This is a genomic window from Paraburkholderia sp. BR13444 (genome assembly GCF_040948755.1).
GTDB lineage: Bacteria > Pseudomonadota > Gammaproteobacteria > Burkholderiales > Burkholderiaceae > Paraburkholderia > Paraburkholderia youngii.
In genome coordinates this window covers 192,577-207,427 of sequence record NZ_JBFPKM010000010.1, presented here as the reverse complement: position 1 = coordinate 207,427, position 14,851 = coordinate 192,577, and the positions used below count along the sequence as shown (strand labels likewise).

The following is a 14,851-nucleotide window of genomic DNA, read 5'->3' as shown; positions in this document are numbered from 1 at the left end:
GCGCTGATGCATGAAAAGCGGGCTGCCTTTGCATAGGCAGCCCGTTTTGCTTTGTGCCGCCCGATCGCGGCCTACTGTCTCACCGGCCGCTTCGCCAGCTTGCGCTGCAACGTGCGCCGATGCATGTTCAACGCCCGCGCGGTCGCCGAGATATTGCCGTTGTGTTCGGCGAGCACCCGCTGAATATGTTCCCATTCAAGCCGCGCCACCGACAGCGGCTGCGGATGCTCGATCGCCTCTTCGGCCTGCAACGCGCTCGCCTCGCTTTGCAGCGCCGACAGGATCGTCTCGACGTTGGCGGGCTTCGCGAGATAGTTGTCGGCGCCGTCCTTGACCGCCTGCACCGCGGTGGCGATGCTCGCGTAGCCGGTCAGCACCAGCATGCGTGCATCGGGCTGCAGATCGCGTAACGGCGCGACGAGCGTCAGGCCGGAGTCATTGCCCAGATGCAGGTCCACGGTGATCTCGCTGAACTTCTGCTGATTCGCGAGCCGGATCGCCTCGTCCGCGTTGTGCGCTTCGCTCACCGTGTAGCCGCGCCGCGTCAAGCCGCGCGCCAGGATGCCGGAGAACACCTCGTCGTCGTCGATCACCAGAAAATTCTTTTCGCTCATGCCTGTTTCTCCGTGTTGGATGGCGCGGCGCCTTGCGGGCTCGCTCCGGAAATCTTGCGCGCGCCGAGCGGCAGTCGCAGCACCGCACGCGTGCCGCGCGGCCGCCCGCCGTTGGCGTCGGTCAGCTCGATCGATCCCTTCAGACGCGCCGCCGCCGAAAACGCCAGATACAAGCCGACGCCGTGACCGCCCTGCGTGCTCTCCACCGGCATCGTGCCGAGCGAGCCGCGCAGCGCGACTGGAATGCCAGGACCGTGGTCACATACTTCGAATACGATCTGGTCGCCGCGCGGCGCGCGCGTGCAAGACAGCGTCACGTGATCGCGGCTGGCGCGCGCGGCGTTGTCGAGCAGGATCGTCAGTATCTGGCTGACGGCCACCGTGTCGTTGAGACTGACATCGGCGGGCGGCGTACCGAGCCGCTCGAACTTCACGTGCGGATGGCGCAGGCGCCATTGGTCGGCAAACGATTCGAGCCATTCGTCGACCGGCTCACGGTTCGTCGTGGTCGTCGCGCGGCTGCGCAAGCGCGCGAGTGCCGACGTGCACAGCGTCATCTGCTGCTCGAGCAGTTCGAGATCGGCGCGGTAGGGCGCGAGTCCCGCGTCGGTGCGCGCCGCGTCGCGCAATTCTTCTGACAACATCGCGATTGTAGACAGAGGCGTACCGATTTCGTGAGCCACGGTGGCCGCCTGCACGCCGAGCGCGACCGCCCGTTCGTCCTGAAGCAAGCGCTGCTGCGCTTCTCCAAGCGCTGCGTCACGAAGCCGCAGTGCCCGCGACATGCGCGCGACGAACCACGCGATCAGCCCTACGCTGACCATGAAATTGACCCACATGCCCGAGCGGTAGTAGTCGAACAGGTTGGCGGGATTCTCAAGATTGAGCGGCACCGAATCGAAACTGAGCATCGCGTAGCAGGCCACCGCGAACGCCGCGAGCCAGGCCATCAGATACCACGGCAGCACGGCCGCCGCGATTGCAAGCGATGGCAGGTATAGCGATACAAACGGGTTGGTGGTGCCGCCGGACAGGAACAGCAGCGCCGACAACGCGCCGAGATCGACCCAGATCTGCCCGAACAGCTCGATGTTGGACTCGGGTCGCTGCTGCGACACGCGAAACCATGTGAGCGCATTGAACAGCACTTCGAGCCCGATCACGAGCAGCATCGCGGGCAACGGCAGATTGGCGCCGATGAAGATCTGCACGAACGCGATCGTCAGCAGCTGACCAATGATCGCGAGGCTGCGCAGCCAGAACAGATGACCGAGATTGACGCGGCCGGTGTTGGTTATACGTTGCATGATCCTAGTCTACCCGCTCGGACCCGCATGGCTGACCAGGCGGCCGAGTGCCGGTAACATGACTGTCTTCGAAATAGCATCGCGCGTCGCCAGGCTGCATTGACGACTGCTCCGCGCCATCCGTTCATGGTACCCACCGCGATTCGCGAAGCCGACGCTTCGTCCGCATTCCTGACCTTGCTGCGCGATGCCGCCGCGGCCCGAGCCAGCGGCGCCACGGCGGACGAAGCCCGTTCCCTCGACGCCGCGGACAAACTGCATCCGCTCGACGGCGCCTCGCTCGACGCGCTGATCGCCGCGTGGCTCGCGCAGAAGCGCCACGCGGAGGCGATCGAACTCGCCGCCATTATTGCCGAACTCGATGCGGGGAGCGCCGTCGCGCACTTCCGCGCCGGCTACGCGCTGCAGATGGCCGGCCGGCATGCCGACGCGATCCCTGCGTATCGTCGTGCGCTGGCGCTCGACCCCGCGCTGCCGCAGCTACGCAACAATCTCGCGAGCGCGCTGACGCTTACCGACGGAGATCTGAGCGAACGGCTCGCGCTGCTCGAAGCCGCGATTCGCGATGCCCCCGACGATGGCAACGCATGGATCAACCTCGCCAACGCGTATCGCCAGAGTCTGGACTTGCCCCACGCGCTCGAAGCCGGTGCCCAAGCCGTGCAGCGCGCGCCTGGCAGTCCGCTGGCTTACAACAACTATGCGCTGACGTTACGTGAAGCGCAACGCTGGGACGACGCCGAACAGGCCGCCACGACGGCCTGCGAGCTCGCCCCGCAGAGCCCGACGATGCGCTCGAACCTCGGCATGCTGCAACTCCTGCGCGGCCGATACGCCGAAGGGTGGGCATCGCACGAGGCGCGCTGGGACGGCTCCAGGGAGCTCGGCGGCAGCCGTCCCGTGATGCCGGCGCCGATCTGGCGCGGCGAGCCGCTCGCCGGCAAGACGCTGCTCGTATGGGGCGAACAGGGGATGGGCGACGTGCTGCAGTTCAGCCGCTATATCCCGATGCTGGCCGAGCGTGTGCATCGCGACGGCGGCCGCGTGGTGTGGAATTCGTTTCCGCAGATGGGCGCGCTGCTCGCGCGCAGCCTCGGCGCTCATGTCGACGGTTTCTCGTCCGGCGGCGGCGTCGAATCGCTGCCGCCGATGGACTATGAAATTCCGCTGCTGAGCTTGCCGCTAATCTTCGATACCCGCGAAGAGACCATTCCAGCCGCGCCCTACCTGTTCGCCGATGTGGCCGCGCTTGCGGCGTGGCGCGGACGCGTTGCCGACGGGCGCCGCCTGAAGGTCGGCCTCGCCTGGACGGGTAGCCGCGGGCATCAGCGCAACCCGTTTCGCAGCGTCGGCTGGCAGCGCTATGCCGCGCATTTCGCCGGCATCGACGACGTCACCTTCTACTCGCTGCAGCCGGGCGCGGCCGCGGAGGTCGCCGCCGCCCGCGCGGCCGGCCTGCGCATCATCGATCACACCGCGAGCCTCGCCACCTTCGACGACACCGCCGCCTTCGTCGGCGCGCTCGACCTCGTGATCACCGTATGCACATCGGTCGCGCATCTGAGCGGCGCGCTCGGCCAGCGCACGTGGGTGCTGCTCGACGTCAATCCGCATTGGGTCTGGTTGCTGGAGTGCGGCGACAGCCCGTGGTATCCGAGCGCCACGTTGTATCGGCAGCCGCGGTTCGGCGAGTGGGAGCCGGCGCTGGAAGCAGTGGCGCGCGATCTGCGAGCGCTGGTGGCGCAGCATCGCGGTGCATAGGCGGGTTCAGATTGGCCGTTGGCAAACGCAGCGTTTACGGCCGTTCAACGCCACTTGCCTCGCGTGTCGCCTGGGCAATCTCCGCGGCGAGACATTCCGGGCACAAGCAGCGGCCCCCCGGCTTCAGCCGCTCGGCCGGCAGCGGTGGCAAAGCACGGCACCAGCACGGAGATGATGTCTCGCCCTGCATGCCGCAGTCGAAGGCATTGCCGCAGCGCGGACAGCGCGCGCTGCTCCCGGAACGGGTAGAAGACGGTTTCATTGCGGATGGGCGCGAAAGGCCGGGGGCATCGGTCAGATCATGATGCCATGACTGATACGCCTAGGTGCAGCCGTCCGTTCGGCCAATGCACGGCCGTCACGCAAGTGCGTTACGCTTGCTGTTTGCCCGCCCCCGCGGCCCGTCATGGTGCGGTCCGCCAAGCCTGCACCGACCGTCGCTCGCGCCGCTGCCGAAAACCCTGTTGCAGCGCGCCAGTCCTGTACAATTCGCGCTGTTTTAACTGTTCCGTGCCCGAGCCTGCCGCCATGTCCGAGCTTCCCGACCTCTCGCAGATTGCGCCCACCCTGAAAGCCGAAATTCTGGCCGAGGCGCTGCCTTACATCCGCCAGTATCACGGCAAGACCGTGGTCATCAAATACGGCGGCAACGCCATGACCGAAGAGCGTTTGAAGCAGGGTTTCGCGCGCGACGTGATTCTGCTGAAGCTGGTTGGCATCAACCCGGTCATCGTGCACGGCGGTGGTCCGCAAATCGACCAGGCGCTTAAGAAAATCGGTAAACAGGGCACGTTCATCCAGGGCATGCGCGTCACCGACGAAGAGACGATGGAAGTCGTCGAATGGGTGCTCGGCGGCGAGGTGCAGCAGGACATCGTGATGCTGATCAACCACTTCGGCGGCCACGCGGTCGGCCTGACCGGCAAGGACGGCGGCCTGATCCACGCGCGCAAGATGCTGATGCCGGATCGAGAAAAGCCTGGCCAGTACGTCGACATCGGCCAGGTCGGCGAAGTGGAAGCGATCAACCCGGCGGTCGTGAAGGCACTGCAGGACGACGCGTTCATTCCGGTGATCTCGCCGATCGGCTTCGGCGAAGACGGTCTGTCGTACAACATCAACGCGGACCTCGTCGCGGGCAAGCTGGCGGTCGTGCTGAACGCCGAAAAGCTCGTGATGATGACCAACATCCCCGGCGTGATGGACAAGGAAGGCAATCTGCTGACCGACCTGTCGGCGCGCGAAATCGACGGCCTGTTCGAAGACGGCACGATCTCCGGCGGCATGCTGCCGAAAATCTCGTCCGCGCTCGATGCGGCGAAGAGCGGCGTGCGCTCGGTGCACATCATCGACGGCCGCATCGAACACTCGGTGCTGCTCGAAATCCTGACCGAACAGCCATTCGGCACGATGATCCGCTCGCATTGAGCGTTGCGGCATCCCCGGCACAGGGGTCGCGTCCGAGCGGCGCGACGCCTGTGCCGCACCTCGCGGCCGGCAGCCTATGCGCGCCCCCGGGCGTCGATGCGGCAAACTCTCCGCATCCGCATCCGCATCCACATCCGCAGCATGAAACGCCCGTCAGCGGCTGAAGACCTCCACCATGCGCACCCCCACTTCGCGGCGCCGCCGTCCTGACATCGCGAGCGGCAAGCCAGTCTGGCTGTTCGATCTCGATAACACGCTGCATCGCGCGTCGCATGCCATTTTTCCCGCGATCAATCGCGGCATGACCCAGTACATCATTGACGCGCTGCAAGTCGACATCGACGAAGCCAACCGTCTGCGCACCGGCTACACGCTGCGCTACGGCGCGGCACTGCTCGGGCTTACGCGTCATCATCCGCTCGACGCGCACGACTTCCTGAAGGTCGTGCACACGTTCCCCGACCTCGGCTCGATGATCCGCCACGAGCGCGGCGTCGCGCGGCTGGTCGCGGCGCTGCCGGGCCGCAAGATCGTGCTGACCAATGCGCCCGAAACCTACGCGCGCGCGGTGCTCGCCGAGTTGCGCATCGAGCGGCTGTTCGAGCGCGTGATCGCGATCGAGCACATGCGCGATCGCCGCCAATGGCGCGCGAAGCCCGATCACGCGATGCTGCGCCGCGCGATGCGCGACGCGCACGTGTCGCTGAAAGACGCGATCCTCGTCGAGGACACGCGCTCGCACCTGAAGAACTATCGGCGGCTCGGCATCCGCACCGTGTGGATCACCGGGCACCTGCCGCGCAAGCCGCACGCGGACGGCGTACCGATGCGACTGCCGGGCACCGGCCGGCCGCATTATGTCGACCGCAGCATTCGTTCGCTAAAATCGCTACGACTGGGCACGCGCGCGGTTCGATGGAAGGGACGCAAGCCGGGACAGTAGGGACGAAAGCCGCCAACGACATCAGCCGGGGGACGACAGCCATGCAGCCGATCGACAAGCCTGACGAAGCCTCAGCGGCATCCTCCGCCGCGACACGCGCAACGCGTCCGAAGCCGGGCGAGCGTCGCGTGCACATCCTGCAGACGCTCGCTAGCATGCTAGAGGCGCCGAAAAGCGAAAAGGTCACCACGGCCGCGCTCGCCGCCCGGCTCGGTGTGTCGGAAGCCGCGCTGTATCGTCATTTCGCCAGCAAGGCGCAGATGTTCGAAGGGCTGATTGAGTTCATCGAGCAGACGCTGTTCGGCCTCATCAACCAGATCACCGGTCACGAAAGCAACGGCGTGCTGCAGGCGCGCTCGATCGCGCTGATGCTGCTCAACTTCCCCGCGAAAAATCCCGGCATGACGCGGGTGCTGACCTGCGAGGCGCTGGTCGGCGAGCACGAACGGCTGACCGAGCGCGTGAACCAGATGCTCGAACGGGTCGAGGCATCGCTGAAGCAGTGCTTGCGGCTCGCGCAGACCGAAGCGCTTGCCCGTGCCGATAACCACGCCACTGGCCATACCGACCCGCAGATTGCGCCGCAATCCACCGCACTGCCCGCCGGCTACGATCCCGCGATTCGCGCGAGCCTGTTGGTGAGCTACGTGATCGGCCGCTGGCATCGCTATGTGCGCAGCGGTTTCGCGCGGCCGCCCGCCGAACACGCGGACGAGCAACTGCTGCTGATTCTTCAGTAGTCCGCGAGGACTCGCTCCCTTCGCGCGGCACCGCCCGCGCCGCTGCCGCGTGGTATTTTCCGCTATACTTTGCGCCTGACGCCGCCGCGGTCCCACGATGCATAACAGACCGCGCCAAGGCATCCCGAACGCGTTGCACCCGGTTTCACCCCCTTTCACGCGCCGATTTGCTGACTCGATTGCGGGCGCGCGAACCTTGGGCCTCAGGCCCGCGGTTCACTATAAATGCGGCTAAAGAGGTCGTCAGCTGCGCACACCGCCCTTCTCCTCGTGCTTCGCCGACGCCGTTTAGCCGCCCTGTTGACTCAATGGCGGAATGAATGGACTCCATCGGCATCGTCGCTCCCCAAAAAATGCATTTCACCGAGCCGCTGCGATTGCGCAACGGCAGCTCGCTCGCGGGCTACGACCTGATGGTCGAGACCTACGGCACGCTCAATGCCGCGCGCAGCAATGCGGTGCTCGTGTGCCACGCGCTGAACGCATCGCATCACGTGGCGGGCGTGTACGCCGACAATCCGAAGGACATCGGCTGGTGGGACAATTTGGTCGGCCCCGGCAAGCCGCTCGATACCGACAAATTTTTCGTGATCGGCGTGAACAACCTCGGCTCGTGCTTCGGCTCGACCGGGCCGATGAGCATCGACCCGGCCACCGGTAAGCCGTATGGCGCGACGTTTCCGGTCGTCACCGTCGAAGACTGGGTCAACGCCCAAGCGCGCGTCGCCGACGCGTTCGGCATCACTCGCTTCGCCGCCGTGATGGGCGGCAGCCTCGGCGGCATGCAGGCGCTCGCGTGGAGCATGATGTATCCGGAGCGCGTCGCCCATTGCATCGTGATCGCATCGACGCCGAAGCTGTCCGCGCAGAACATCGCGTTCAACGAGGTCGCGCGCTCCGCGATTCTGTCGGACCCCGACTTCCACGGCGGCAACTACTACGCGCACGGCGTGAAGCCGAAGCGCGGCCTGCGCGTCGCGCGCATGATCGGCCACATCACGTATCTGTCGGACGACGACATGGCTGAGAAATTCGGCCGCTCGCTGCGTCGCGCGGAAGGCGCGCTCGATGACTACAACTTCAGCTTCGACGTCGAGTTCGAAGTGGAATCGTATCTGCGCTATCAGGGCGACAAATTCGCCGACTACTTCGACGCCAACACCTACCTGCTGATCACGCGCGCGCTCGACTACTTCGATCCGGCCAAGGCCTTCGACGGCGATCTGACCGCCGCGCTCGCGCACACCACCGCGAAGTATCTGATCGCGAGCTTCTCGACCGACTGGCGTTTCGCGCCGGCTCGCTCGCGCGAACTGGTGAAGGCGCTGCTCGATCACAAGCGCACGGTCACCTACGCGGAGATCGACGCGCCGCACGGCCACGACGCCTTCCTGCTCGACGACGCGCGCTATCACAACCTGCTGCGCGCCTACTACGAACGCATTGCAAACGAGGTCAACGCATGAACCAGCGAGCACTTGATTACCTGGCATCGCGCCCGGACTTCCGCGCGATCGCCCGCTGGGTCGAACCGCGCGCGACCGTGCTCGATCTCGGCTGCGGCGACGGCTCACTGCTGTCGCTGCTGAACGAGGAACTGGAGGTGCAGGGCTACGGCATCGAGATCAACGACGCCGGCGTGCTCGCCGCGACGCAGAACGGCGTCAACGTGATCCAGCAGAATCTCGAAGACGGCCTGCGCCTGTTCGAAGACGGCAGCTTCGATTTCGCGGTGCTGTCGCAGACGCTGCAGACCATTCATCAGACCGCTGCGATCCTGCGCGAGACGGTGCGGGTCGGCAAGCAATGCATCGTGTCGTTTCCGAATTTCGGCTACTGGGCGCACCGGCTGTCGGTGCTGCAAGGGCGCATGCCGGTGTCGAAGTCGCTGCCTTATCAATGGCACAACACGCCGAACGTGCGCGTGCTGACGATCAAGGACTTCGAAGCGCTCGCGCCCGAAGTCGGCATCGAAATTCTCGATCGTGTCGTGCTGCACGACGGACAGGTGGTGCGGTGGGGCGTGAACTGGCGTGGTAGTCTTGCGGTCTATCGCGTCAAGAAAAGCTAACCTCAGTTATCCACATGTCGAACCCGCCGCACGAGGCGCCCGCACTTACCGCTCACGAAGAACATCCCGGCTGGCGCGCGTTTTTGAATACGCGCATGCTGATTTGCGTCTTTCTCGGCTTCACTTCGGGATTGCCGCTGTTTACGCTCGTCTACCTCGTGCAGGCGTGGCTGCGCTCGGAAGGCGTCAATCTGAAGGAAATCGGCCTGTTCGCGCTGATCCAGTTTCCGTACACCTGGAAATTCGTCTGGGCACCGCTGATGGACCGCTATGTGCCGCGCGTGCCCGGCTGGCGGCCCGGCAGACGGCGCGGCTGGATGCTCGTCACACAATTGCTCGTGGCCGGCGCGATGGCGACGCTCGGTTTCGTGTCGCCGCGCGAAGCGATCTGGAGCGTCGCCGCGCTGACCGCGCTGGTCGCGTTCTTCGGCGCGAGCTCCGACATCGTGATCGACGCGTACCGGCGTGAATTGCTCAGCGACACGCAGCAGGGCCTCGGCAACGCGGTGCACGTGAACGCGTACAAGATCGCGGCGCTCGTGCCCGGTTCGCTCGCGTTGATTTTGTCCGATCATCTGCCGTGGAGCACCGTGTTCATCGTGACGGCCGCGTTCATGCTGCCTGGCGTTCTGATGACGCTGGTCGTGCGCGAGCCCGAGGTGCACGGCCAGCCGCCGAAGAATCTGCGCGAGGCGATCGTCGAGCCGTTCAGGGAATTCATTCAGCGCGACGGCTGGCGCGGTGCCCTCTTCGTGCTCGGCTTCATCTTTCTCTACAAGCTCGGCGATACGATGGCGACCACGCTGTCCACGTCGTTCTTCCTCGACATCGGCTTTTCGCGCACGCAGATCGGCGTGATCGCGAAGACCACGGCATTCGGCGCGAGTCTCGCGGGGGGCATCATCGGCGGCATCTGGCTGATGAGGATCGGCATCGGCCGTGGCTTGTGGATCTTCGGTTTGCTGCAGATGGTGTCGACGCTCGGCTTCGCGTGGCTCGCGCATCTCGGCCCGGATTCACCCGGACTTGCCGCGATTTACAACATCGCCGTCGCGCTGAGCCAGGGCACGACGAAGCTGCTGTCGTTGGTCGGCATCGACTGGAGCGTGCAGCTCGATCCGCGCTCAGTCGCGCTCGCGCTGGTGTACGGCTTCGAGACCTTCGCCACCGGTCTGACGATGGCCGCGTTCACCGCATATATCGCGAGCACCACCGATCCGCGCTACACCGCGACGCAGTTCGCACTGTTCACGAGCCTCGCGTCGGTGCCGCGCACGCTCGCGTCGGCGGCGAGCGGCTTTGTGGTCGCGCGGATCGGCTGGTTCGACTATTTCATCCTCTGTACCGCGCTCGCGCTGCCGGGCATGCTGCTGCTGGTGCGCATCGCGCCGTGGAGGGACCGGTCGTGAAGGTACCGTTTCCGACCCGCGCGCGCCGCACCGCACTCAGCGCCGCAGGCGTGCTCGGCTGCGCGAGCGTCGCGCTGGCGATGCCGATGGGCGCCTATGCGGCCGGCACACCAGCGACTGGCGCCAGTCCGGTGAGCGGCGCGCAAGCGCCCGCGCCGGCTGCCGCCGCCGCGACCACGAGCGGTGCGACAGCCAACCCGGCCCCGACGCCTGCGGCCAAGTCCGCGCCAAGCGGCGCCAGCGCCGAAAGCGCGACCTCGGCTGCGGCCGGCAACAACAGCGGCGCCGGCGGCGCCAACACCGGCGCGAATAACAGCACCGGCGCCAACGCCAACGCCGGTCCCGCGGGCGCGTCCGGCGCTAGCGGCAGCGCTCCGAGCGCCGGCGCGTCGGCCCCCGCGGCCGTCCCGCCGCCCTACTACGTGAGCCCCCAACTGCGCTACGGCGGCTACATGGTGTTCCGCAATCTGATCCCGTCGTCGATGCTCGAGGCGCAGGCCGCCGAAGAGTTCAGCCAGATCGTCTACGGCGCCAGCCACGCGAACCGCCTGTACGGCGACACGGACGCGCGCGTGACGCGCGTGCGCTCGATCATCGACCGGATGATTCCGTACTCGCTGAAATGGAACGAGCGAGCCAAGGGCTGGAAGTGGGAAGTCGCGGTGGTGCGCTCGAACGACATCCGCATGTACTGCCTGCCGGGCGGCAAGATCGTCGTCTACAGCGGGATACTCGATCGCGTGCGCCTGAACGACAACGAGGTCGGCATGCTGATCGGCCACGAGATCGCGCACGCGTTGCGCGAGCACGCGCGCATGCGGCTCGGTCAGTTGCAGGCGAGCCAGCTCGATTCGTCCGGCACGATCCCGCAACTGTTCGGACTCGCCGATCTGGGCATGGCGCCGCTCGGCATCGGTTCGCGTCTGCTGGAAATGAAGTACGAGAGCACCGACGAAACCGAAGCCGACGTGATCGGCAGCGATATCGCGTCGCGCGCCGGCTTCGATCCGCGCGCGGCGGTCACGCTGTGGGACAAGCTCGCGCAAGCGACGCGCGGCAATCGCGAGCAGGGCTTCATCTACGTGCACCCGTACACACCGGCGCGCCGCGACGACATCATCAAGCGGCTGCCGGACATGCTGTCGCTGTATGCGAAGGCAATCGGCAAGAGCGTCGACGAGTTGCCCGATTACGCGGGCATCGGCCGGCCGACCCGCAAGACGGCGCGCGACTGACACCCCGCTTCTACCGACTGCTGGCGGGCCACGGCGCTGCACGCGCCGCGGCTGGTGGGCTTACTTGTTGACCTTGTGGTCGTAGTCGACGGTCAGCGGCGCATGGTCGCTGAACTTGATGTCGCGGAACACGTCGGTGCGCTTCGCCTTGCTTGCGATGCCCGGCGTCGCGATCTGGTAATCGATCCGCCACCCGACGTTCTTCGCATACGCCTGACCGCGATTGCTCCACCACGTGTACTGCTCGGGCCGCTGGTCGAGCGTGCGGAACACGTCCACATAGCCGACTTCGTCGAACAGTTTGTCGAGCCACGCGCGCTCTTCGGGCAGGCAGCCCGAATTCTTCTGGTTGCTCTTCCAGTTCTTGATGTCGATTTCCTTGTGCACGATGTTCACGTCGCCGCATACGATCACCTCGCGTTCCTTCGCCAGCTCGGCGAGATGCGGCATGAACTCGTCCATGAAACGGAATTTGGCCTGCTGGCGCTCGTCTCCGCTCGACCCCGACGGCACATACACCGAGACCACCGACAGCTTGCCGAAACGCAGCTCGACATAGCGCCCTTCCGGGTCGAACTCCTCGCTGCCGAAGCCGATCACCACTTCGTCCGGCTCATGACGCGTATAGACGCCCGCGCCGCTGTACCCCTTCTTCACCGCGTGCTGAAAATAGCCGGTGAAATCGTGCGGCGCCATGAACTCCGGCGTCATATCGTCCTGCGAGCATTTGATTTCCTGCACGCACAGCACGTCGGCGCCCTGTTCGCCGAACCATTCGAAAAAGCCCTTCTTCGCCGCCGAGCGGATGCCATTGAGGTTGGCGGTAATCACACGCAACATGTCGTTCCTCTTTTGTTCGATTCGTTTCTGAAGCCAAAGGGCGAGGCCGCGTTCACTCGACCTTGACGCCCTTCAGCGCTTCCTTGGCTGGCGGATATTCGAGCTTCAGCGCATTGAGCGTGCGCAGCAGCAGTTCGGCGACCATCACGTTGCGATGCGTCTTCGAGTCGGCCGGAATCACGTACCACGGCGCGTATTCGGTCGACGTCGCGGCCAGCGCGTCGCGATACGCGGACTGATATGCGTCCCACTGCTTGCGCGCTTCGAGATCCGACACGTCGAATTTCCAGTGCTTCAGCGGATCGTCGATGCGCTCCTGCAAACGCACTCGCTGCTCGTCCTTCGAAATATGCAGCATGCACTTGACGATCGTCGCGCCGCTGTGGGCGAGCAACTGCTCGAACTGACGGATGTGGCAGCAGCGCTGCTGGAACTCGTCCGCGTCGAGTTCGCCCTGCACGGTCGGCACGAGCAGGTCTTCGTAGTGACTGCGATTGAAGATCGTCAGCTCGCCGGCCGCGGGTGCCTGCGAATGCACGCGCCACAGGAAGTCGTGCGCGAGTTCGACGGGCGTCGGCGCCTTGAACGGCACGATGCGCAAGCCGAGCGGGTCGACTTCGTGAAATACCGCGCGGATCGTGCCGTCCTTGCCGCTCGTGTCCATGCCTTGCAGCACCAGCAGAACGCGACGCTTGCGCTGCGCGTGCAGCCGCTCCTGCAGGTTGTCGAGCAGCAGGCCCACTTCCGACAGACGCGCGCGGTCCGCGTCTTTCGAGCCGCTCGAAAACGGCTTCGCCTTCGGATCGTAATGGTCGAGCGAGAAGTGGTTCTTCTTCTTGCCGTCGTCGAAGTACGGCACGCGGAAATCGTCGAGATCGGGATGATTTGTCATGCACACACTCCGTGGTCTACGCTTAACCGGCTGAAGCGGGTCCGCAAAATAAAACGGGCCGTTGCCCTGCTTCGATCCGGCAACGGCCCGTGGTGACACGGCCGTGATCACGCCCGGCCGCGGCACTTCAACTCAGGACAACTTTTTCTTGAGCAATTCATTGACCTGAGCAGGGTTGGCCTTACCCTTGGTTGCTTTCATCGCCTGGCCGATCAGCGCGTTGAACGCCTTTTCCTTGCCGGCGCGATATTCGTCGACCGACTTCTGGTTCGCGGCGAGCACTTCGTCGATGATCGCTTCGAGCGCGCCGGTGTCCGAGATCTGCTTCAGCCCCTTCGCCTCGATGATGCGATCAGCGGCGGCTTCGTCGGTGGCCTTCTCTTCCCAGATCGCGAGGAAGATTTCCTTCGCGATCTTGTTCGAGATCGTACCGTCGGCAATGCGTTGCAGAATCACCGCGAGCTGCGCGGCCGAGACCGGGCACGCGGCAATGTCGAGGCCTTCGCGATTGAGCTGCGACGACACTTCACCCATCACCCAGTTCGCCGCGACCTTCGCGTTGGCCGGACCGACTTTCGCGACCACCGCTTCGTAGTATGCGGCCGTCGCCTTGCTCGAGGTCAGCACGTTCGCGTCGTAGGGCGTGAGGCCGTACTGCGACACGAAGCGCCGCTGAATCGCTTCCGGCAGCTCAGGCATCTCGCTCTTCACGCGCTCGACCCATGCGGCGTCGATCACGAGCGGCATCAGGTCGGGGTCGGGGAAATAGCGGTAGTCGTGCGCGTCTTCCTTGCTGCGCATCGAGCGCGTTTCGCGCTTGTCCGGATCGTACAGACGCGTTTCCTGCACCACCGTGCCGCCGTCTTCGATCAGCTCGATCTGGCGACGCACTTCGTACTGGATCGCTTCTTCGAGGAAGCGGAACGAGTTCAGGTTCTTGGTCTCGGTGCGGGTGCCGAATTCCTTCTGGCCGACCGGACGCACCGACACGTTCGCGTCGCAGCGGAACGAGCCTTCCTGCATGTTGCCGTCGCAGATGCCGAGCCACACGACGAGCGTGTGCAGCGCCTTCGCGTAGGCAACGGCCTCGGCCGCGCTGCGCATTTCCGGCTCGGTGACGATTTCGAGCAGCGGCGTGCCGGCACGATTCAGGTCGATGCCGGTCATGCCCGCGAAGTCTTCGTGCAGCGACTTGCCCGCGTCTTCCTCGAGGTGGGCACGGGTCAGGTTGATGGTTTTCTCGTACGCTTGCGTGCCCGTCTTTTCATTGGCCGGCACCTGGATCGTCACCTGGCCGCCCTGCACGACGGGGATTTCGTACTGGCTGATCTGATAGCCCTTCGGCAGATCGGGGTAGAAGTAATTTTTGCGCGCGAAGATGCTGCGCGGCGCCACCGTTGCGCCGATCGCGAGGCCGAACTGAATCGCGCGTTCGACCGCGCCGCGGTTCATCACGGGCAGCGTGCCCGGCAACGCCAGATCGACGGGACTGGCCTGAGTGTTCGGCGCGGCGCCGAATTGCGTCGCGGTGCCCGAGAAGATTTTCGAATGCGTCGACAACTGCGTGTGGGTCTCCAGACCGATCACGACTTCCCATTGTTTGGTCATGGT

At 65.2% G+C, this 14,851-nt stretch carries 14 protein-coding genes; 8 read left to right on the top strand and 6 right to left on the bottom strand.

Features of this window, described 5'->3' with window-relative positions; all coding sequences use genetic code 11:
- Positions 1-71: 71 nt before the first annotated feature.
- Both AB3X95_RS26695 and AB3X95_RS26690 read right to left on the bottom strand, forming a co-directional pair.
- On the bottom strand, positions 72-614 hold the full coding sequence (locus tag AB3X95_RS26695) for a response regulator transcription factor (protein WP_013088076.1): 543 nt from the start codon (positions 612-614) through the stop codon (positions 72-74).
- Positions 611-1,921, bottom strand: coding sequence for an ATP-binding protein (locus tag AB3X95_RS26690; RefSeq protein WP_176122346.1), 1,311 nt, complete (start codon positions 1,919-1,921; stop codon positions 611-613). The genes AB3X95_RS26695 and AB3X95_RS26690 overlap by 4 nt, the downstream gene beginning before the upstream one ends.
- Before the next feature lie 126 nt (positions 1,922-2,047).
- Here AB3X95_RS26690 and AB3X95_RS26685 point away from each other — a divergent pair, with 126 nt between their 5' ends.
- Entirely contained in the window at positions 2,048-3,682 is a 1,635-nt protein-coding gene (locus AB3X95_RS26685) for a tetratricopeptide repeat protein (RefSeq protein ID WP_184226294.1), read from the top strand.
- A 34-nt stretch (positions 3,683-3,716) separates the two neighbouring features.
- On the opposite strand, the gene AB3X95_RS26680 is transcribed toward AB3X95_RS26685, so the two are convergent.
- Positions 3,717-3,944, bottom strand: a complete 228-nt coding sequence (locus AB3X95_RS26680; protein WP_176109814.1) for a cysteine-rich CWC family protein — start codon at positions 3,942-3,944, stop codon at positions 3,717-3,719.
- A gap of 266 nt (positions 3,945-4,210) precedes the next feature.
- Here AB3X95_RS26680 and argB point away from each other — a divergent pair, with 266 nt between their 5' ends.
- The 7 genes from argB to AB3X95_RS26645 all read left to right on the top strand — a co-directional run bounded on the left by argB (position 4,211) and on the right by AB3X95_RS26645 (position 11,508).
- On the top strand, positions 4,211-5,110 hold the full coding sequence (gene argB / locus AB3X95_RS26675; RefSeq protein ID WP_013088074.1) for an acetylglutamate kinase: 900 nt from the start codon (positions 4,211-4,213) through the stop codon (positions 5,108-5,110).
- A gap of 175 nt (positions 5,111-5,285) precedes the next feature.
- Positions 5,286-6,053 (top strand): pyrimidine 5'-nucleotidase, encoded by a 768-nt coding sequence (locus AB3X95_RS26670; RefSeq protein WP_368622971.1) that lies wholly within the window; start codon positions 5,286-5,288, stop codon positions 6,051-6,053.
- 41 nt (positions 6,054-6,094) lie between these two features.
- Positions 6,095-6,793 carry a nucleoid occlusion factor SlmA gene (slmA, locus tag AB3X95_RS26665; RefSeq protein ID WP_176380663.1) on the top strand — a complete coding sequence of 233 codons (699 nt, stop codon included), beginning with the start codon at positions 6,095-6,097 and terminating at the stop codon, positions 6,791-6,793.
- Positions 6,794-7,113: 320 nt separating this feature from the next.
- Positions 7,114-8,259 carry a homoserine O-acetyltransferase gene (locus AB3X95_RS26660; protein ID WP_176367374.1) on the top strand — a complete coding sequence of 382 codons (1,146 nt, stop codon included), beginning with the start codon at positions 7,114-7,116 and terminating at the stop codon, positions 8,257-8,259.
- A complete protein-coding gene (gene metW, locus AB3X95_RS26655) occupies positions 8,256-8,864 on the top strand; it encodes a methionine biosynthesis protein MetW (protein WP_013088070.1) in 609 nt (202 codons plus the stop codon). The genes AB3X95_RS26660 and metW overlap by 4 nt, the downstream gene beginning before the upstream one ends.
- A 14-nt stretch (positions 8,865-8,878) precedes the next feature.
- A complete protein-coding gene (locus tag AB3X95_RS26650) occupies positions 8,879-10,273 on the top strand; it encodes an AmpG family muropeptide MFS transporter (protein WP_176122350.1) in 1,395 nt (464 codons plus the stop codon).
- On the top strand, positions 10,270-11,508 hold the full coding sequence (locus AB3X95_RS26645) for a M48 family metallopeptidase (RefSeq protein WP_309235072.1): 1,239 nt from the start codon (positions 10,270-10,272) through the stop codon (positions 11,506-11,508). Before AB3X95_RS26650 ends, AB3X95_RS26645 begins: the two co-directional genes overlap by 4 nt.
- A 60-nt stretch (positions 11,509-11,568) precedes the next feature.
- On the opposite strand, the gene AB3X95_RS26640 is transcribed toward AB3X95_RS26645, so the two are convergent.
- From AB3X95_RS26640 to gatB, 3 genes are all read right to left on the bottom strand, one after another.
- A complete protein-coding gene (locus AB3X95_RS26640; protein ID WP_176109821.1) occupies positions 11,569-12,348 on the bottom strand; it encodes an exodeoxyribonuclease III in 780 nt (259 codons plus the stop codon).
- 52 nt (positions 12,349-12,400) lie between these two features.
- Positions 12,401-13,240, bottom strand: coding sequence for a PPK2 family polyphosphate kinase (locus AB3X95_RS26635; protein ID WP_368622970.1), 840 nt, complete (start codon positions 13,238-13,240; stop codon positions 12,401-12,403).
- A gap of 132 nt (positions 13,241-13,372) precedes the next feature.
- Positions 13,373-14,848, bottom strand: coding sequence for an Asp-tRNA(Asn)/Glu-tRNA(Gln) amidotransferase subunit GatB (gatB, locus tag AB3X95_RS26630; protein ID WP_176109823.1), 1,476 nt, complete (start codon positions 14,846-14,848; stop codon positions 13,373-13,375).
- Positions 14,849-14,851: the final 3 nt, after the last annotated feature.

What these genes read in the sequence shown, in the direction of transcription:
- AB3X95_RS26640 (WP_176109821.1), bottom strand. Translation starts at nt 12,348, where the DNA reads ATGTTGCGTGTGATTACCGCCAACCTCAATGGCATCCGCTCGGCGGCG.
- gatB (WP_176109823.1), bottom strand. Translation starts at nt 14,848, where the DNA reads ATGACCAAACAATGGGAAGTCGTGATCGGTCTGGAGACCCACACGCAG.
- AB3X95_RS26695 (WP_013088076.1), bottom strand. Translation starts at nt 614, where the DNA reads ATGAGCGAAAAGAATTTTCTGGTGATCGACGACGACGAGGTGTTCTCC.
- AB3X95_RS26690 (WP_176122346.1), bottom strand. Translation starts at nt 1,921, where the DNA reads ATGCAACGTATAACCAACACCGGCCGCGTCAATCTCGGTCATCTGTTC.
- AB3X95_RS26650 (WP_176122350.1), top strand. Translation starts at nt 8,879, where the DNA reads ATGTCGAACCCGCCGCACGAGGCGCCCGCACTTACCGCTCACGAAGAA.
- slmA (WP_176380663.1), top strand. Translation starts at nt 6,095, where the DNA reads ATGCAGCCGATCGACAAGCCTGACGAAGCCTCAGCGGCATCCTCCGCC.
- AB3X95_RS26670 (WP_368622971.1), top strand. Translation starts at nt 5,286, where the DNA reads ATGCGCACCCCCACTTCGCGGCGCCGCCGTCCTGACATCGCGAGCGGC.
- AB3X95_RS26685 (WP_184226294.1), top strand. Translation starts at nt 2,048, where the DNA reads ATGGTACCCACCGCGATTCGCGAAGCCGACGCTTCGTCCGCATTCCTG.
- AB3X95_RS26680 (WP_176109814.1), bottom strand. Translation starts at nt 3,944, where the DNA reads ATGAAACCGTCTTCTACCCGTTCCGGGAGCAGCGCGCGCTGTCCGCGC.
- AB3X95_RS26635 (WP_368622970.1), bottom strand. Translation starts at nt 13,240, where the DNA reads ATGACAAATCATCCCGATCTCGACGATTTCCGCGTGCCGTACTTCGAC.
- metW (WP_013088070.1), top strand. Translation starts at nt 8,256, where the DNA reads ATGAACCAGCGAGCACTTGATTACCTGGCATCGCGCCCGGACTTCCGC.
- argB (WP_013088074.1), top strand. Translation starts at nt 4,211, where the DNA reads ATGTCCGAGCTTCCCGACCTCTCGCAGATTGCGCCCACCCTGAAAGCC.
- AB3X95_RS26660 (WP_176367374.1), top strand. Translation starts at nt 7,114, where the DNA reads ATGGACTCCATCGGCATCGTCGCTCCCCAAAAAATGCATTTCACCGAG.